The following is a 19048-nucleotide window of genomic DNA, read 5'->3' on the forward strand; positions in this document are numbered from 1 at the left end:
ATCACTATGGGAAAGGTATTTTTTTGCCATCTTTTTTGAAAAGGCTATCATGCTTTTGACTGCCGACTTGATTGACATTCATTCCACTTAAATATAAAATGAACTTATGTGCATGTAATGCATGTTTTATAATATTTTAATATTTACGAAAAAAGAACACAATTAAATAGATACGGAGGTGAAACTATGGGATTTACTGAAATTGCCTTCGCTATCATTGCTTTAATTGTTGGTCTATTGGGTGGCGTTTATGTAGGGAAGAAGTCTTTATTACAAGAACAAGAACGTGAAAAAGATGAAGCGCACATAACCGCACAAGGAATCATTGAAAATGCTAAACGTAGCGCAGAATCTGAGCGGAAAGAAATTATCTTAAACGCAAAAGAAGAATTGCAACGGTATAGAAATGAAGTAGATAGTGAAGTTAGAGATCGCCGTAGTGAAGTTAAGAAACAAGAAGACCGTTTAAACCAAAAAGAAGAAAAATTGGATAGACGGGATGCATCTATTTCTGACAAAGAAAATAAATTAAGTAATGAAGAACAATCTCTACGTGACCGTAAGAAAAAGGTTGCTGAGACTGAAAAAGCAGCAGACGCATTAATTGAAAAACGAAATGAAGTTTTAGTTAATGTAGCAGCTATGTCTCGTGAAGATGCCAAAAACTTATTACTAAAAGAGATGGAAGATACATTAGCCCATGAGAAAGCCTTATTAATTAAGAAGGCAGAGCAAGAAGCTAATGACACGGCAGATCGAGTTGCAAAACAAATTGTACTTCAAGCTATTGAACGCTCTGGAGCGGATACAGTTACAGAATCTACAGTTACAGTTGTTCACTTACCAAATGACGATATGAAAGGTCGTATCATTGGTAAAGAAGGACGAAACATCAAGACATTAGAATCCTTAACCGGAATTGACTTGATTGTTGATGATACACCTGAAGCTGTCGTATTAAGTGGATTTGATCCGATTCGTCGTGAAATTGCAAAAATCGCTTTAGATAAATTGATTGGAGATGGACGAATCCATCCAGCCAAAATTGAAGAGGCAGTTGAAAAAGCTCGTAAACAAATGGATAGTAAAGTAAGAGAAATCGGTGAAGAAACTATCTTTGATTTAGGTATTCATTCTCTTCACCCTGACTTAGTGAAAACATTAGGTCGCTTATACTACCGAACAAGTTACGGTCAAAATGTTTTGAATCACAGTATTGAAGTTGCTAAATTAGCTGGTGTAATGGCAGCAGAACTTGGTGAAGACGTACAATTGGCTAAACGCGCTGGTCTAATGCATGATATCGGTAAAGCCGTTGATCATGAAGTAGAAGGGTCTCACGTACAAATTGGTACGGAATTTGCTATCAAATACCAAGAACCTGAAACTGTTATTAACGCCATTGCTAGCCACCATGGTGACGTTGAAGCAACAAGTGTTATCGCTAGCTTAGTTGCCATCGCCGATGCACTTTCGTCAGCACGACCAGGGGCCCGCAGTGAATCATTAGAAAACTACATCCAACGATTACGTAGCCTTGAAGCTATTGCCAAAAATTATGACGGCGTTCATAATGCATACGCAATTCAAGCCGGACGAGAAATCCGTGTAATGGTTAAACCAGATGAAGTAGATGATTTAAAAGCAATTGAATTAGCACATGACATTTCAAAACGCATTGAAAATGAACTGGATTACCCAGGACAAATTAAAGTAATCGTGATACGCGAAAAACGAGCAGTTGATTACGCAAAATAGTTTACTAAAGGAGCATGCAAATGCTCCTTTTTTAGTTGGTCCATTTTTTGTATGATAAATGTGTTTTTATAAGTTAAATGATTGTAATGTAAACGGCTAATTTAGAAATTTATGAATAATAAAGAGTTTACTAAGGCATCAAACTTAAGACGACAAGTTTAATGATTGATGCCTTAGTATGGGTATGATGTCAATATTTTTATTGGTAAAATATTGAATAGCAGTAAAAATATAATACAGATATGACAAAATACAATTATGTATTCCTTGTTAGAAGTATATGAAAATAGATGGCTTAACAAGGGGAAACTCGTATAATAAATAAGAACATTCAATACAGAAGGTGTGAATAGATTATGACAGATAGAGTAGCTGGGTTACCATATACAGCTGTGTACAAAGGATTGAATTTACTTTTAGCCCAAGATACAGATATTGTTCCTAATATTGTAGGGCATGGTGGGATTGGTAAATCGCAAATGATTCGAGATTTAGCTAAAAATAATGATTTTGCTTACTTTGAAATTACCTGTTCTTTACTGCAACCAGGTGATTTAACTATGCCGGTTCCAAAAGAAGACCATATTAAATATTATCTAAATCCACAAATTCAAGGAGCGATTACAGCAGCAGAAGCGGATCCAGACCGTAAAGTGATTCTTTTCTTGGACGAATTTAACCGACCAATTGCTATGGTGCAAGGAGAATTGATGAACTTAGTGCTACAACGTAATTTGATGGGACAAGCTTTACCTGATAATGTGGTTATTATTACGGCTGAAAACCCTTCAAGTGATGTAGAAGGGTTCGAAAATACGTCATACGCAACCAATGCTCGTGATATGGCTATTAATGACCGGACGATGCGGATTAGAATGGGCGCTAACTTAGAAGATTGGATTAGTTCTTTTGCCAAAAAGATACAAGTTAACAATCCAAATCGTACGATGATTCATCCATTGATTACAGAATTTCTGCAAGCAGATGGTCGCCAATACTTTATTGTAATTGATGAAACGAGAGATAAGAATCCAACACCTCGTGCATATGAACGACTATCCAACTTATTATATGCCTTTGAGGATGCGGGACATGATATTTATCATTTAGCAGATGATTATCTTGAATTCTTGATTGAGGGTATTGAAGGAAACATTGGTGATGAGGCTGGTCAAGTCTTTGTGACTTTTTTGAGACAACAACAAACTGATTTTATTAAACCAACCGAAGTTGTGCAAGCAACAGGATCTCATCTACCCGAAAGTATTTTAGATAGATATCAAGCTATGCCAATAGTACGCCGTAAACGCGTCATAGAAGATTTAACAGATTATATTGTGCATCAATCAGATTTAATTGAAGATGGCGATCTAATTAGCCGTTATACAGATATCTTTGTGGTTTCAGAGCCTGATGAAATTTATATTTTGATTAAACGGATGCATGACGCACCGGCTGATTCAGCAATAGCACGATTTTATAAAGCTTTAAATCAAAATGATGACTTTGTTGAGAAAACCTTTGATATTACAATGGCCGTCAATGCCAATGAGTAAAAGATTGTATGGAAGAAAGTAGGTGTTTAAGTGTCTGAGAATGAATTATTTTCCGCCTTCGAGTTTGAAAATATTGAAACTACTTTTCGGAAAATGAGAATTGCATATATTACCTTTTTAAATCATGGCCAATATGAGGACTATGAAAAATTTAGTGATGCACAAAATCAACTGTTGGGCATACTGACGGCTAGTTTAATGAATCATCAAGATTCGCAAAAAGGTGCAAGAGATGTTCTTTTCGCTGGGATTCTTTTTCATACAGACCGAGAAATGAATGGGTCACTCGCCAAACCAATTACCATTGGCTTTCGCGGATTAGACTTGGTTATGACAATTAACCCTATTTTATTTTACCTTTACTATGAAACACCTGCTGGGATGTTGGCGGCGATTAGACAGATGTGTTATCACGTCTTATTTGGCCATATTGTCGAATATGATTGGGCCTTTAAGGATGAAGAATCAGCTAAAGTGATGAGTGTCGCGATGGAAGCTGAAGTGAATCAATATGTGGATGATTTACCAGATACCGTAGTAACTTTAAAATGGGTGAAGCATATTACAGAAGATCGCCTTATCTTACCAAAGGCTGGGACGCTATATTACTATAATGAATTAAAAGCAGTAAAGAATGATCCGAAAAGACAAGGGCACAACCGGACGGAATCAACCTTTAATAAAATGTTAGGTTCTGGTCAAATGGATGATTTATATAGTCAATTAGCAGGCAATTTTGACCCAAATAAAGCAGAAGAACTGCGAATTGATTCAGCCAAGCAATTAAAAGAGGAAATGAAAAATAACCGTACCATGCAGCCTATTACACCTAATAGTCAGCATGCGGACTTATATCGGAAGTTGATGAATGGTTTAATTAAAGATTCTTACAGTCAAATGACTGAAGAATTACGATTAAAATTATCAAGTGAAGTGAAAGTCAGCATCGATCAAATTACTAAGCAACGGGCATTAAACTGGCGAGATGTTATTAAAAGAGGCATGGGTACGTCTTTAGTCCCTTATAAACTGTCTAAAAATCGTATGAATAGACGACAGCCACATCGAGTGGATTTACCAGGTCGTGTTTTAGATACGGCTAGTCGATTAGTGGCATTCTTTGATACCTCAGCTTCACAGAATGAAGAAGCCTTGGCATATTCATTAGGTGAGTTAGCCAATATACAAAAGACTTTACACGCTGAAGTATGGGTAGTCCATGTGGATACGACTGTCCAGTATGCAAAACAGTTATCATTTCAATCTTTAAAAGATATGGAATTTGCTGGACGAGGAGGCACCAGTTTTGCCCCGGCCTATCAATGGCTTCATGACCAAGGTTTTACCAATGAAGATACTGTTGCAGTCTACTTTACAGATGGTTATGGAGATGATGATTTTGAACGGTATGGGTTCACGAATATGTATTGGATTCTAACAGAAACTGAAGTGGGCGACCCATCTCCTTTATCTACGGATGGTGAAGGTAAGGTCTTATACCTGAAAGCTGATGAACGATATAACCGCCATATCTTGCGCCATCATAAAAATGCGCCAATCAATCACCAGCAAAGTGATCATATTTAGGAGAGTTATATGGATACTATAAAAATCAAAAAAGCTTTAGTTAAGGCCCAAATGGGTGACTATACTGCTATGGTGAAAGATATACCATATGCCACATTTGAAAAATTGAATATCCCCTTACAATTTGATTTCAAGAAAATTGATGAAGAAGTTGCTGCTTATATTGTAGCGAATGGCTATTTAGAGATGTTTCCTAGCCAGATGAACCAGTTAAATCTTCTGCAAAAAGGGAATCGCTTTAGGTTAGAAACCGGTATTTCTAGTGAGATGGACGATCAATTTCTGGAAGAATCATGGACTAGATATGAAACAATAAAGCGGACTGCCTTAACTAATGAAAAAAAGGAATCGATGATCAGTCGAACTGGGAGTCAAATTTCTATGTGGGATAAATTAATAGCTAATGATATCCCCGAATTAAAGAAACGCCAAGAAATACTATTAAAAGAATTTGAATAAGCAAGCTAAAAAGGTCAGAAGTGTCGAAAATTCCTGACCTTTTTTATTGCTAAAAGAACTGTATTTATCAATAAGTGATTATTGTTTTTCATGAATTAGATTGAGTAAAATTTCTACAAAAACTGTTGGTAAGGATTGTAAGTCGACGATTGACTTAGCAGAGGTGGTACGACCAGGTAAGACAATTGTATGATTGAAAAAGCGTTTTAATTCAGATCTGGGATTAAGGGTAATCAAGAAAGTGTTTTCTAAAGATGCGCTTGGAATGGCTTCAAGAAAAGCCGTTGCATTGGTATTATTACCCGTTATTGAGAAAAATATTAAAGTAGCATTCTCAGATAGAGTGTTGACATAATGGCCGCCAGTAACGAAATTATCCGAAAACATTGACATTATACCAAGATCTAATAAGCCAAGGGATAAAGCTCTAGCTGGAATTGAAGATAAGTGCATACCAAATATATAATTCATTTCATGGTTTAGTAAAGCCTCTACCAACTTATTTAATTCAGTTTCATCAATCGACTTAAAATCAATGAGTGTGTTTGAAAACTCATTGATATAACGATCAATAAACGAGTGTGCATCTTGTGGCTCGAGTTGACGATTACCTTTCAAATAATGAATAAACTCAAAGCGGAAATCTTTGTAGCCATTATAGCCTAACGTCTGACAGAAACGTAAGACTGCTGAAGTTGAAGTGTCAGCACGGTTTGCTAATTTAGTAATTGTAAATGTTTCAATATGCTGTGGATTGTCTAATATATAAGTAGCTACTTTAGCTTCTGAATTTGAGAAATCCTTTTGGTGTAGATGGATATTATCGATAATCGTCATACTGACCGCTCCTCTATATAATCTCTAACCTATTTTAAGTTCCTTTGACAATTTTGTCAAAAAAATATGATAATTCATTGACAACGCTTTCATTTTAAATTAATATCTAATTAAGATAATATTATCAAGTTTCCGTAACAAAATTATCACGAAAAGGACAATGATTATGGACTATAAAAAATTAGCTAAAGATATTGTTACAAATGTAGGTGGAGAAGATAACATTCAAGTAGTGAATCATTGCATGACCCGACTACGTTTTAATCTAAAGGATAATTCTAAACCTGATAAGAAAGTATTAGAAGGGTTAGAAGGCGTGTTAGGTGTTGTATATGCTGGTGACCAATACATGGTTATATTGGGTCAACATTTACTACCAACCTACGAAGAGATTGTGAATAACTACCATGTTAAAGCTGGGGAAAGTATTGATGAAAACTTAGATGATTTATCAAATACCAAAGAACCTTTAAGTTTTAAAAATGCAGGTGGCCGACTCATTGGTTTTATTTCTTCATCTGTAACGCCATTGATTCCTGGGTTAATTGCAGGTGGGATGTTAAAAGTGGTGTTGCTGCTAGTCGTTACTTTCCTATCTCCTGAGTTTGCTGAGAGCTCCTCTCATCAATTGTTATCAGCGATTGCTGATGCACCATTTTACTTCATGCCGTTGATCGTGGCCTATGGGGCAGCAACGAAACTAGGAGGGACACCAGTTTATTCTATTGTTGCAGCAGCTGCTCTCTTGCACGGCAATTATACTGGTTTAGTGACTGAAGCAGCTACTAATGTCAATTTATTTGGTATTAATGTTCCGCTATTAAGTTATGGTACTTCTTTATTACCGGCCTTATTAATTGCAGTGGTGGCTTACTATGCAGAGAAATACCTCAATAAAATTGTACCTGGTATTTTTAAATCAGTATTTGTTGGTATGGGTACTGTTTTAATTGCTGGTGGATTAGCTTTCGTAGTGCTTGGTCCATTAGGTAATATGCTTGGTCAAGTGATTGCATCAGTATTTATGTTTTTAAGTGGCACTATAGGACCAATTGCAGTTGGATTACTTGCTGCAGCACTACCTTGGATGGTAATGACTGGAATGCATACGGCAATTGCGCCGTTTATGACGCAATTACTTGTAAATCCGGGATACGATGCAATTATTCGTCCAGCTTTCTTACTACATAATATGGCAGAAGGTGGTGCCAACCTTGGTGTCGCAGCTAGAACAAAGAATGCTAAATTACGTAGTGAATGTATTTCATTAGCTATTGGTTGTATTGTTGCAGGTGTTACAGAGCCGGCTATTTACGGGGTTAACTTAAAGTATCGTAAACCGATGTATGGGGTAATGGCTGGTGGTTTTGTTGGTGGTGTGGTTGCAAGTTTATTAGGTGCACGTGTATATATTATGGGATACTCCAACCTTTTAGCCTTGCCTATTTTCCAAGAAACAGTGATGGCGATCGTGATAGGTATTGTAGCAACAATTGTCACTGCAGCAGTTGTAACCTATATGTTAGGGATCGATGAGACAGAGAGTGTTGACCTAGCAGAACCAGTTAAAGCACTTTATCCGGATGATGCTATTGTAGCGATTACAGAAGGCGATTTGCTGCCTTTGACAGAAGTGAATGATGAAACCTTTTCGAAAAAAATGCTAGGAGATGGCGTAGCTTTTAAATTAGATAGTGACTTTATTTGTGCGCCAGCAAATGGTCAATTAACAACCCTTTTCCCAACAGGTCATGCTTTTGGCATTACCACCAAAGAAGGTATTGAATTACTGGTTCATATTGGGATTGATACTGTGAATTTGAAAGGTGAAGGGTTTGATGTACTAGTTGAACAAGGTGAGGAAGTGCGTGCAGGAGAACCAATTGTTCGGGTAGACCGTGAAAAAATTACTGCGGCAGGATATGACCTAACAACTATGTTAATTCTAACCAATGACTTTGATCATGAAATTCAATTAAATAATCAGGGACAAGTGAAAGTCGGGACAAGCTTAAATTAAGAAAGGAAGCATCAAAATATGACAATTTCAAAAAAACTACCGGAAGATTTCCTATGGGGTGGCGCAACGGCAGATTTTCAATTTGAAGGTGGCTATGGTAAAGGTGGACGCGGTATTTTAAGTCATGATTATGAAACGGATGGGAATCAAGAGAATCCAAGACACCATACGATGGTATTGCCGGATGGAACAAAGATTAAACCAAAGAGTTCATTCTTCTTAGCTGAAGAGGTACCGGTTGATGCAAATCCTGTCTTTGAAGATGGGGCATATTATCCTAGTCACCAAGCAGTCGATTTTTACCACCGCTATAAAGAGGATATCGCTTTAATGGCGGGTATGGGCTTTAACGTATTTAGATTTTCTATTTGTTGGAGTCGTATTTATCCAACAGGAGAAGAGAGTGAACCTAATGAAGAAGGTTTAAAATTCTATGATGATGTTATCAATGAAATGGCTAAATACGGAATGGAACCATTAATTACGATTTGTCATGATGAATTACCGATGGATTTGGCCTTGAAGTATAATGGTTGGGCATCAAAAAAAGTTATTGATGCTTATGTGAAATTGTCTACCACCTTATTTGAAAGATATGGAGACCGGTGTCGTTATTGGTTAACCTTTAATGAAATTAACGCTGTGCGTGGTTTTGGTCCGACAGGTGTACGTAAATCAAGTGGTCAAGACCGCTATCAAGCTGCGCATAATATGTTTGTTGCTTCGGCTAAGGTTGTAGAGATTGGTCATAAAATGATGCCAAATAGCCAATTTGGCGCAATGTATGCGATGAGTGAACTTTATGCTGCAACTTGTAAACCTGAAGACGTTTTCCACCAAATGCAACAAAGACGCGAAAACTGGTATTTTATTGATATTATGGGTAGAGGCTACTATCCAAGTTATACAGAAGAATTATGGCAGCGTCATGGATTTGAAGATTTAGATATTACTGAAGAGGAAAAGGAGATTCTATTCCGTGGGCAATTAGATTTTATTTCCTTCTCTTATTATCGTTCTAACACTACTCAAGCAGGTGATGATTGGTTTAATGTTGGTGGCTCACCTAATCCATATCTTGAAACGACACCTTGGGGATGGCCTGTAGACCCATTAGGACTACGATATTGTATGAATTCAATTTATGATCGTATTCAAAAACCTTTATTTATCGTAGAAAATGGTATGGGGGCAATTGATGAGCCGGACGAAAATGATTATGTTGAAGATGACTATCGTATTGCCTATTTAAATGATCATTTAAGCGCTATGGCTGATGCGATTAATATCGATAAAGTCCCTTGCTTAGGCTATACCATGTGGGGACCAATTGATTTAGTTTCTCTATCTACCGGTGAAATGAAAAAACGTTATGGCTTTATCTATGTGGATATGGATGACAAAGGAAATGGTAGCTTAGACCGAACACCAAAGAAATCATATTATTGGATGAAAGATGTGATTGCTTCTAATGGTGAAAAATTAGGGCAGTAGTTGATAAAGTTTACGTCTAATTCCTGCATAAACAGTGTAATAAGAGCTGACTGACTCACTGCTAAGTGTATGTGACCTGTAGTCAGCTTTTTTCTTTCGGTCATCAGTCTTACCTTGCATTTTAAATATCTTTGTCGCAATATGAAGGGTAAGAATACCAAGAGTGAGGGAAAATAGATGGACAACCAGGAAAATCAAAAACCAATTATTTTCGAGCGGAAAAAGTTTCAATATGATGATATTCGGGAGATGCACACCTTATACATAGAAGATTACCCCATTGTCTATATCTTGCATCAAAATAAGACCAGTAAAGCGCGACCCAAAGCCTATATTGGGCAAACTGTTCATGTTCACAACCGGATGCGAGATCATTTAAAAAATAGCCAGCGAAAAGACCTTACTGATGCTTTGTTTATTGGCCACCAAGCTTTTAATCAGTCGGCAACCTTTAATATTGAAACGAACTTGATTAACTATTTTATTGCTGATAATCAATTCTCCCTACAGAATGTTAGTCAAACGGCTAACCTATCGATGCATAATTATTATCAAAAAACCTTATATGACGATGAATTATTCGAGGACCTATGGGAGTCATTACGTCGGGAAGGCTTGGCCAAAGAAACCACGGATAATTTAAAAAATCGTGATATTTATAAATTATCCCCTTTTAAAACCTTATCTGAACCGCAACGAGCTTTAAAAGAAAATATCCTTCACTATTGTAAAAAGGTGATACAAGACATTAAAAATCAAAAAAGTATACAGAAGAAAGTTTATGTGATTCACGGGGAAGCGGGAACGGGTAAAAGTGTGATTTTATCCTCTTTATTTAATACACTACAAGAAGAGGCAAGGCAAAATCATTCTGCATTAGCGGGTACAAGGAATTATTTACTAGTTAACCACACGGAGATGTTGAAAACTTATCGTCAAATTTCAGAATCACTACCTTATTTGAAGAAAAAAGACTTCAATAAACCAACACCTTTTATCAATAGTCAATCAATTGATGAAGCGGATATAGTGTTGATTGATGAAGGGCATTTGCTACTGACACAACCAGATGCCTATAATAATTTTTATGGTGATAACCAACTGGATGCTATTATGGAGAAAGCAAAAGTAGCAGTACTTATTTTTGATGAAAAGCAGTACTTAAAGGTGAAGAGCAAATGGGATAGAGATGATTTAAAAACAATCCTTAGTCAGTATGATGTTGATGAATTTAAACTGACTGACCAATTTCGAATGAATGCTTCACCAGAAGTGTTGAATTGGGTTGATAATTTTGTTGAGAAAAAGATATCACCTTTGCCACCTTCTGATGAGCGTTTTGAATTTAAGATTTTTGATGATTCTGAAGCTTTTAAAGACTATATCTATCAAAAAAATGCTGAAAAAGGTTTATCGCGAATCGTGTCGACATTCGATTATGCCCATAAGAAAAATGGTGATGTCTATCTTGTTGACCAAGCAGGAGTTAATTTGCCTTGGAATACCACTAATAGTAAGGTAACTTGGTCAGAACGACCAGAAACGATTAATGAGGTAGGATCAATTTACACTGTCCAAGGCTTTGATTTAAACTACGTAGGTATCGTACTTGGACCGTCAGTAGATTATGATTTCGAAGCAGGAAAATTAGTGATTGATCCAAGTAAGTATCAAGATACGGGTGGTTATAGTGGGGCGAATCGTTTTTCAACCTATCAGGAAGCAATGATGGCCAAGGAGCAAATCATTCTAAATTCTATTAATGTCTTGATGAAACGGGGCATTTACGGTCTCGCACTTTATGCGGTAAATGATAACTTAAAACGTAAGTTATACGAAATTAAAGAGGAGGCAGGAAAATATGACGTCTAGTATGGAAAAAATTAATCAATTTCGAGATGAGCGGAATTGGCGCCAATTTCATAATGAGAAGGATTTGGCACTTTCAATAAGTTTAGAAGCTGCTGAATTACTGGAAATTTTTCAATGGAAAACAGCTACTGAGGGTGTACAGAACATAGATGATTTGAAGGATGAGATAGCGGATGTGCTGATTTATGCTTATATGTTAGCAGACAATTTAGGTTTTGATATTGATGAAATTATTGAACGTAAATTAATCAAAAATAATGAGAAATATCCTATTGAAAAAAGTCGCAACAATAATTATAAATATACTGAATTATAAAAAAATCGCGTCCCTTAATCTAAATATAGGGACGCGATTTTTGATTAGTTAATTTGTTTTATTGACTGCTTGATTCCCTTTGTATAAGGAAGTAATAGTCCAAATAAGTAGTGCAAGAATAAAAATAATAGTTAAGCCTACCAATATGTAAACAAAAGTGATCTGTTGCGTGCTCGGGTGCTCACCAAAGAAAGCTAGGATTTCATCAGGTAAACCAAGCATATTTAAGATGGTCAAACCAATTACTGAGATCCACCCTAAAATTCTGACAACAGCGGTATTTTTGAAACGCTTGCCCATTTCCGCTTCAGAATCAGTAATCATCAATAAGGGGATGATAGAGAAAGGAAGTGCGAGGGCTAAGAAAACTTGGGAGTTATTCATTAAATTATTTAGCGCAATATGTTCTTCCACGGTTCCTTTTTGACTAGTATACATTACACTTACAACAACAGGGATAATCGCAATCAATCGGGTGATTAACCGTCTTGCCCAAAGGGGTAATTTCATTTCAATAAAGCCTTCCATGATTACTTGCCCTGTTAAAGTCCCTGTAATGGTTGAATTTTGACCCGAAGCCAGTAAAGCGACAGCAAATAGGGTAGCGAGTACGCCCTTACTAGCAAGGTCAGCTAGGACGCTATTAGCCATGAATTGTGGGTTGGATAATGCTTCGTATAAACCAAAAAATGAAGGGTCTTCTACGACACCCGTTTTAAAAACAGCAGCGCCCATAACCAGTAATAGGGCATTGACGATAAATGCTAGACCTAGCTGGATGTTAGAATCCCACATAGTGAAACGAACGGCAGCAGCTATTTTATCTTGATTATTATAATCAATTTTCCGACTTTGTGAAATGGCTGAGTGTAGATATAAGTTGTGAGGCATAACGGTAGCGCCAATAATACCTAATGAACCAGCTAAGGGTGTCATACCATTTATACTGGGACTGGTTGCTAATACATCATTAGTAGGTATAAAACCACTTAGAATAGCAGCCCAACTTGGATTTGATAGCGCAACTTGGTAGACAAAGACGAATAGAATGACAAAAATTAAACAGACGACTATGGCTTCAATCTTCCGAAATCCGATGTGGGCAAGTAATAATAGGAGCAGGACATCAAAGACCGTGATCATAACAGCAATGAGTAAGGGAATATTGAATAAGAGGTACAAGGCAATGGCTGCCCCAATAACTTCTGCAATATCAGTTGCCATAATCGCCAATTCAGTAATGATCCATAAGATAAAAGCTAGTTTTTTACCGGTCCGCAAGCGGATGGCTTGGGCCAAATCTTCTTGGGTGACAATCCCTAGTTTGGCTGCCATATATTGGAGTAGCATGGCCACAAGTGATGATAGTAAAATCACAGACATCAGCATGTATTGAAAATTTTGCCCACCAGTAATGGAAGTTGACCAGTTGCCTGGATCCATATAACCGACGGCAACTAGGGCACCTGGTCCGGAATAGGCTAAGAGTGTCCGCCAAAATCCTTTACCGGTTGGGACTTCAACTGTTCCGTTTATTTCACTTAGTGAAAGATCGCTGATTTTTCTTTTATTTTCTATACTTGATTCTTCTGCCATGGGCTACCGTCTCCTTTGAACATTTCTGTTGCAAATAGAGTATACGCCTATAAAAGGTAAAGGTAAATATAAAAATAAGGGTAACCTAAAATAAATACATAAGAAAACCACAAATGGTTAGGGGATGGCTTGGCTAGCTAAACTTTCTTCACCTATATAGACAAAGGCCATACTCGTACAAGTCGCCAGATATGTGGTAAAATAACAGAGATTAGGAAAAGTGAAGGGATGACCTTTTTGTCACGACCTTATACGTAAAAAGTGAAGTAAAAAAGATAAAGCGAGTGAATTCAAGATGCCTCAAAAAACCAAACAAACGCCAATGATGGAACAATATAATGAAATGAAGGGCCAATATCCGGATGCCTTCTTGTTCTTTCGTCTAGGTGACTTTTATGAAATGTTTAATGACGATGCCTTAAAAGCGGCCCAAATTTTAGAAATTACCTTAACCTCGCGCAATAAAAATGCGGAAGATCCAATCCCTATGTGTGGGATTCCATACCATTCAGCCAGCGAATATATTAAAACCTTGGTCAGCCAAGGTCATAAGGTGGCAATTGCTGAACAATTGGAAGACCCCAAATTAACCAAAGGCATGGTCAAACGTGGTGTTGTTAAAGTCTTGACACCAGGGACCTATATGAATGACAGCATTGGCATGGTTGAAAACAACTACCTTTCTGCCTTAGATTACGTTAATGGCCAATACATTTTATCCTTTTCTGATGTGGGTACTGGGGAGTTAAAAGTGACTACGCTTGACGACTTTAATGCTGTTTTGACAGAATTTGCCCAATTACAATCAAAAGAATTGGTTGTTTCCCAAGCTGTACCAAAAGACCAAGTAGAAGAATTACAACAACTACAATCCTTCACCTTATCACCTTTTGAGTTGACAGCTGAAGCAAGGGCGAAAACAAGAGAAAGTTACAAGCAAATCCTAGCCGACATTCCTGATGACCAGGAATTGAATGGCCTCTTATTACTATTGACTTATGTAAATTCTATGTCCCACCAAGCAATAGACCATTGGCAGGCGGCGACCCACTATGAAGTAGCGCATTACCTCCACATGGACTACTATGCCAAAAGTAATTTGGAATTAACCGAATCAGTTAGAACCAAGAAACGGCAAGGGTCCTTGTTAGCCTTCTTAAATAAAACAGAAACGGCTATGGGCTTTCGTTTACTAAAAAATTGGTTGGATAGACCACTGATTTCCCTACCGGCAATTGAACGGCGTCAATCCCAAATTGAAGATTTGATCGAACATTATTTCCAACGTCTTGAAATTAAAGACCTATTACACGGGGTGTATGACTTAGAGCGGTTAGTGGCAAAAGTAGCCATGGGGAACGTTAACCCTAAAGAATTACTACAATTAAACCAGTCACTAAGTCGGGTCCCAGGAATTATTGACACCGTTGACCAAATTGCAGCGGATAATGAAGATGAAAGTGTATGGGCCAATATCAAAGGGCAAATTACAGCCTTACCAGCATTAACCGATACGATTGCAGGGGCCATCAAGGAAGATGCACCGGCGACTTTAAAAGATGGGAATGTCATTGCGGATGGCTTTAACCCACAATTAGACGAATACCGGGATGCCATGCGTAACGGGCAACAGTGGATTGCTCAATTGCAGGCGGATGAACGGGCCAAAACGGGCATTAAATCCCTTAAAGTTGGCTATAATAAGGTATTTGGTTACTATATCGAAGTGACAAAAGCCAACCTGCATTTACTTGAAGAAGGCCGTTATGACCGCAAGCAGACCTTAACCAACGCAGAACGGTTCATTACACCTGAACTAAAAGAAGTGGAAGCAAGAATTCTTGAAGCGGAAGAACAGTCACAAGTACTTGAACACCAACTTTTCCAAGCAGTACGTGAAGAAGTGAAGCGTCATCAAGTGACTTTGCAGGCGATTGCGAGTACAGTAGCTACTATTGATGTGCTCCAGTCCTTAGCGGAAATTTCAGAAACCCACCAATACGTGAAACCACAATTCATGACCGACAAACGTGACTTGTACTTGAAAGAATCAAGACACCCAGTAGTGGAAGGGGTTATTGGCCAAGATAAATTTGTGCCTAATGATATTGTGATGGATCCTGAAACAAGTATTTTAATGATTACTGGACCCAATATGTCTGGTAAATCCACTTATATGCGACAATTAGGGTTGATTGTTATCCTTGCGCAGATGGGCTGTTTTGTACCAGCTAAAGAAGCCCGCTTACCAATTTTCGATAAAATTTTTACTCGAATTGGCGCAGCAGATGACCTGTTAGCAGGACAATCGACTTTCATGGTGGAGATGATGGAAGCAAACCAAGCTTTACAACATGCAACGGATAATTCTTTATTACTATTTGATGAGTTGGGACGTGGTACCTCAACTTACGATGGTATTGCTTTAGCACAAGCCATCTTGATTTATATCCATGATCATTTCGATGCGAAAGTCCTTTTCTCAACTCATTATCATGAGCTGACAGCCTTAGATGAGCGTTTGCCTCGCTTAGCCAATATTCATGTTGGTGCTAGTGAAGAAGATGGTGAATTAGTCTTTTTACATAAGGTATTTAATGGTGCTACAGACAAATCATATGGTATTCATGTAGCTAAATTGGCTGGTATGCCGGTTGAATTGTTGAAGAATGCCCAAGCAGTTTTACAGGAATTAGAAAATAATAATTTAAATGAAGTGAATAAAGACCAGCAGATGTCCTTATTTGATATGGTGGCCGAGGAAACACCTATAGAATCATCGGATAGTAAGCCAGTGGATACACCTAGTCAAAAAGTGATTGCACAATTGAAGTCTGAAGATATTTATAATTTAACACCGATTCAAGCCTTAAATTTCTTAGCAGAATTGAAGAGCCAGCTATAAAGGATGATGTAAATGGCTATACAAGAATTACCTATTCAAGTTGCCAACCAAATTGCAGCGGGAGAAGTGGTTGAACGACCAGCCTCTGTGGTAAAGGAACTTGTAGAAAATGCGATAGATGCCGGCGCCAGTGAGATTGCAATTCATATTAAGGAAGCTGGTTTGCGGTCGATTCAAGTAATTGATAATGGTAGAGGGATTGCCGCTGACCAGGTTGGATTGGCCTTTAAGCGGCATGCAACTTCAAAAATATATAGTTCAAATGACCTGTTCAGAATACGAACACTTGGTTTTAGAGGGGAAGCTTTGCCTTCTATCGCTTCTGTTTCTGAAGTAACTATGAATACTTCGGATGGGGAATCATCAAGTGAAATTTACTTAAAAGATGGCGGTATTATAGACCAGAAGACATCTGCATTGCGTCGAGGCACATCGGTAATGGTAGAAAATCTTTTCTATAATACGCCCGCTCGTTTGAAATATTTGAAGAGTTTACAAACAGAATTGGCCCATATTACAGACATTATTAACCGTGAAGCGTTAGGACACCCAGACATCCGTTTTAACTATACCCATGACGGGAAAACCTTATTGTCAACAAATGGTAAGGGCCGGGTCAATGAAGTCTTAGCGGCCATTTACGGATTTAGACAGGCCAAAGATATGGTAGCTATTGAAGGCGAAAACTTAGACTTTCACATTTCAGGATACGTGTCCTTACCAGCTGTCACTAGAGCCAGCAAGTCTTATATGTCCCTGTTTGTGAATGGTCGTTTTATCAAAAACTATAAGTTAAACCAGGCCATTTTAAAGGGTTATGGATCCAAATTAATGGTGGGACGTTACCCAATTGCAGTCATTTATATTGAACTTGACCCGCAATTAATCGATGTGAACGTGCATCCAACCAAGCAAGAGGTCCGTATTTCTAAAGAAGACGACCTCTATGATATGATCAAAACCGGCATTATTGATGCCTTAGCCCCTGTACAACGAATTCCGGATGTATATGCAGACGGTGAAGGGGACGATGGCCAATCAGTCAATAACAGCGATTCATTTGCTTCAACATCTTCTGGGCAAAACAACTACCGCCCTCTAAGCCAGCCAACTACTTATCTTGGCGAGCAAGCCAGTTTCGACTTCTCGGCCAGTCAAAGTAATCATGGCAGCAAGGGCCAACAAGACGCCAATAGCCTTTTTTCAGGCAATGGTTTCTCTAATGCTTTTGATGAAAATGTTAATGAAGAGGTCAAACAATCTGTCCAAGTGCCGACTTACTTGCGGGATGAAGCTCAGGTGGTTCAAGCAGAAGACCTTGAAAATGAGGCTGATCATTCAGATGAGGCGCCAGTAGCTTATTTGGATACGGAACAAGAAGTGAACTTGCCAAAATCTCACAACAAACCAGTCTGGCAAACGGTTAAACAAGTTCGGGCGCTTGACCAGGCTATCGTAGACCGGCATATGTCCTTTCCCAAGTTGACTTATGTGGGGCAAATGCAGGGGACTTATTTGGTGGCTGAAAATGAGACGGGCATGTATTTGGTGGACCAACATGCGGCTCAGGAGCGGATTAAGTACGAATACTACCGGGATACCATTGTGGAATTTGGAACGGCAATGCAGAGTTTACTATTACCGATTGTTTTCGATTTCTCAAATTCAGAGGCCCAAAAGATTGACCAAATCCGGCCAAAATTGTTGGAAATGGGGATTGATTTAGAACCCTTTGGTCCAAATGCCTTCCAGTTACAGCAGCACCCAATTTGGATGGGCAAGAAGAATGTCCAAAAAATTGTGGAAGATTTGATTGCCTTAGTTTTAGAAGATTCTAAAGCAACGGTAGGCAATTACCGGGAAGCAACAGCTATTATGATGTCATGTAAACGGTCGATTAAAGCCAACCATTATTTAGACGACATGCAGGCGAAACAGTTGCTGCATGACTTGGCTTATACCAAAAATCCTTATAACTGCCCGCACGGTCGACCAGTCCTGGTCCATTTTTCAAATTATGAAATTGAGCGGATGTTCAAGCGAATTCAAGATCCGCACGAGTCACCTCAATTGTAGGGTGTGTGAAAGTCGTAATCTAGATTTTCGTGTATAGAAAGATATTGTGCTAGAATATAAGTAACGAAAAGCGAGGTGTGACTCTTATGTCACAACCTCAACTGAACGAAAAAAAAGGAGTTTCATTATGACAAAAGACTACAATAAAGAAGAACGTTTGAAAGAACTATCTGAATTAGAATATGAAGTAACACAAAACGCGGGTACTGAACGCCCATTTACTGGTCAATATGACGACTTCTACGAGCAAGGTATTTACGTGGATATCGTGAGCGGTAAACCATTATTTGTATCTACTGATAAATTTGATGCCGGTTGTGGTTGGCCATCATTTTCAAAACCAATTCTGGAAGATGAAATCGAAGAGTTAGATGACTCTTCATATGGTATGAAACGTATTGAAGTCCGTTCAAAAGACGCAGATACCCACTTAGGTCACGTATTTAACGATGGCCCAGCTGAATTAGGTGGCTTGCGTTACTGCATCAACTCAGCTTCACTTCGTTTCGTATCGCTAGAAGATATGGACAAAGAAGGTTACGGCGACTTGAAAGAATTAGTGAAGTAAGACC

General features: G+C 38.1%; 13 protein-coding genes. 11 read left to right on the forward strand and 2 right to left on the reverse strand.

What is annotated here, in order from left to right; translation table 11 throughout:
* Nucleotides 1–186: 186 nt before the first annotated feature.
* The 4 genes from rny to AWM74_RS07530 all read left to right on the forward strand — a co-directional run bounded on the left by rny (nucleotide 187) and on the right by AWM74_RS07530 (nucleotide 5360).
* Nucleotides 187–1758: a ribonuclease Y gene (gene rny / locus AWM74_RS07515; RefSeq protein ID WP_026465364.1), complete on the forward strand. Its 1572-nt coding sequence runs from the start codon at nucleotides 187–189 to the stop codon at nucleotides 1756–1758.
* Between the two features lie 356 nt (nucleotides 1759–2114).
* Nucleotides 2115–3314 (forward strand): ATP-binding protein, encoded by a 1200-nt coding sequence (locus AWM74_RS07520; RefSeq protein WP_026465363.1) that lies wholly within the window; start codon nucleotides 2115–2117, stop codon nucleotides 3312–3314.
* 30 nt (nucleotides 3315–3344) lie between these two features.
* Complete coding sequence (locus AWM74_RS07525) at nucleotides 3345–4901, forward strand: VWA-like domain-containing protein (RefSeq protein WP_016897623.1); 1557 nt, start codon at nucleotides 3345–3347, stop codon at nucleotides 4899–4901.
* Nucleotides 4902–4910: 9 nt separating this feature from the next.
* Entirely contained in the window at nucleotides 4911–5360 is a 450-nt protein-coding gene (locus tag AWM74_RS07530; RefSeq protein ID WP_026465362.1) for a hypothetical protein, read from the forward strand.
* Between the two features lie 78 nt (nucleotides 5361–5438).
* Here the strand turns inward: AWM74_RS07530 and AWM74_RS07535 are convergent, their stop codons facing one another.
* Entirely contained in the window at nucleotides 5439–6197 is a 759-nt protein-coding gene (locus AWM74_RS07535) for a MurR/RpiR family transcriptional regulator (RefSeq protein ID WP_026465361.1), read from the reverse strand.
* A 166-nt stretch (nucleotides 6198–6363) separates the two neighbouring features.
* Between AWM74_RS07535 and AWM74_RS07540 the strand changes: the two genes are divergently transcribed.
* The 4 genes from AWM74_RS07540 (at nucleotide 6364) to AWM74_RS07555 (ending at nucleotide 11899) form a co-directional block, all read left to right on the forward strand.
* Complete coding sequence (locus tag AWM74_RS07540; RefSeq protein ID WP_026465360.1) at nucleotides 6364–8217, forward strand: glucose PTS transporter subunit IIA; 1854 nt, start codon at nucleotides 6364–6366, stop codon at nucleotides 8215–8217.
* 24 nt (nucleotides 8218–8241) lie between these two features.
* On the forward strand, nucleotides 8242–9711 hold the full coding sequence (locus tag AWM74_RS07545; protein WP_026465359.1) for a glycoside hydrolase family 1 protein: 1470 nt from the start codon (nucleotides 8242–8244) through the stop codon (nucleotides 9709–9711).
* A 177-nt stretch (nucleotides 9712–9888) separates the two neighbouring features.
* Complete coding sequence (locus AWM74_RS07550; RefSeq protein ID WP_026465358.1) at nucleotides 9889–11583, forward strand: DUF2075 domain-containing protein; 1695 nt, start codon at nucleotides 9889–9891, stop codon at nucleotides 11581–11583.
* Nucleotides 11573–11899, forward strand: a complete 327-nt coding sequence (locus tag AWM74_RS07555) for a nucleotide pyrophosphohydrolase (RefSeq protein WP_026465357.1) — start codon at nucleotides 11573–11575, stop codon at nucleotides 11897–11899. The genes AWM74_RS07550 and AWM74_RS07555 overlap by 11 nt, the downstream gene beginning before the upstream one ends.
* A gap of 48 nt (nucleotides 11900–11947) precedes the next feature.
* Here the strand turns inward: AWM74_RS07555 and AWM74_RS07560 are convergent, their stop codons facing one another.
* Nucleotides 11948–13495 carry an Nramp family divalent metal transporter gene (locus AWM74_RS07560; protein WP_026465356.1) on the reverse strand — a complete coding sequence of 516 codons (1548 nt, stop codon included), beginning with the start codon at nucleotides 13493–13495 and terminating at the stop codon, nucleotides 11948–11950.
* 295 nt (nucleotides 13496–13790) lie between these two features.
* Here AWM74_RS07560 and mutS point away from each other — a divergent pair, with 295 nt between their 5' ends.
* From mutS to msrB, 3 genes are all read left to right on the forward strand, one after another.
* Nucleotides 13791–16400, forward strand: coding sequence for a DNA mismatch repair protein MutS (mutS, locus tag AWM74_RS07565; protein ID WP_026465355.1), 2610 nt, complete (start codon nucleotides 13791–13793; stop codon nucleotides 16398–16400).
* 12 nt (nucleotides 16401–16412) lie between these two features.
* Complete coding sequence (gene mutL, locus AWM74_RS07570; protein WP_026465354.1) at nucleotides 16413–18476, forward strand: DNA mismatch repair endonuclease MutL; 2064 nt, start codon at nucleotides 16413–16415, stop codon at nucleotides 18474–18476.
* 127 nt (nucleotides 18477–18603) lie between these two features.
* The gene (msrB, locus tag AWM74_RS07575) at nucleotides 18604–19044 is read left to right on the forward strand and encodes a peptide-methionine (R)-S-oxide reductase MsrB (protein WP_026465353.1); all 441 of its coding nucleotides are present in this window, start codon (nucleotides 18604–18606) and stop codon (nucleotides 19042–19044) included.
* Nucleotides 19045–19048 lie beyond the last annotated feature (4 nt).

Source organism: Aerococcus urinaeequi (assembly GCF_001543205.1).
GTDB lineage: Bacteria > Bacillota > Bacilli > Lactobacillales > Aerococcaceae > Aerococcus > Aerococcus urinaeequi.

Bases quoted from the DNA above. Each gene is read 5' to 3' on its own strand.
- rny (WP_026465364.1), top strand. From the start codon at position 187: ATGGGATTTACTGAAATTGCCTTCGCTATCATTGCTTTAATTGTTGGT.
- AWM74_RS07520 (WP_026465363.1), top strand. From the start codon at position 2,115: ATGACAGATAGAGTAGCTGGGTTACCATATACAGCTGTGTACAAAGGA.
- AWM74_RS07530 (WP_026465362.1), top strand. From the start codon at position 4,911: ATGGATACTATAAAAATCAAAAAAGCTTTAGTTAAGGCCCAAATGGGT.
- AWM74_RS07535 (WP_026465361.1), bottom strand. From the start codon at position 6,197: ATGACGATTATCGATAATATCCATCTACACCAAAAGGATTTCTCAAAT.
- AWM74_RS07540 (WP_026465360.1), top strand. From the start codon at position 6,364: ATGGACTATAAAAAATTAGCTAAAGATATTGTTACAAATGTAGGTGGA.
- AWM74_RS07550 (WP_026465358.1), top strand. From the start codon at position 9,889: ATGGACAACCAGGAAAATCAAAAACCAATTATTTTCGAGCGGAAAAAG.
- AWM74_RS07555 (WP_026465357.1), top strand. From the start codon at position 11,573: ATGACGTCTAGTATGGAAAAAATTAATCAATTTCGAGATGAGCGGAAT.
- AWM74_RS07560 (WP_026465356.1), bottom strand. From the start codon at position 13,495: ATGGCAGAAGAATCAAGTATAGAAAATAAAAGAAAAATCAGCGATCTT.
- mutS (WP_026465355.1), top strand. From the start codon at position 13,791: ATGCCTCAAAAAACCAAACAAACGCCAATGATGGAACAATATAATGAA.
- mutL (WP_026465354.1), top strand. From the start codon at position 16,413: ATGGCTATACAAGAATTACCTATTCAAGTTGCCAACCAAATTGCAGCG.
- msrB (WP_026465353.1), top strand. From the start codon at position 18,604: ATGACAAAAGACTACAATAAAGAAGAACGTTTGAAAGAACTATCTGAA.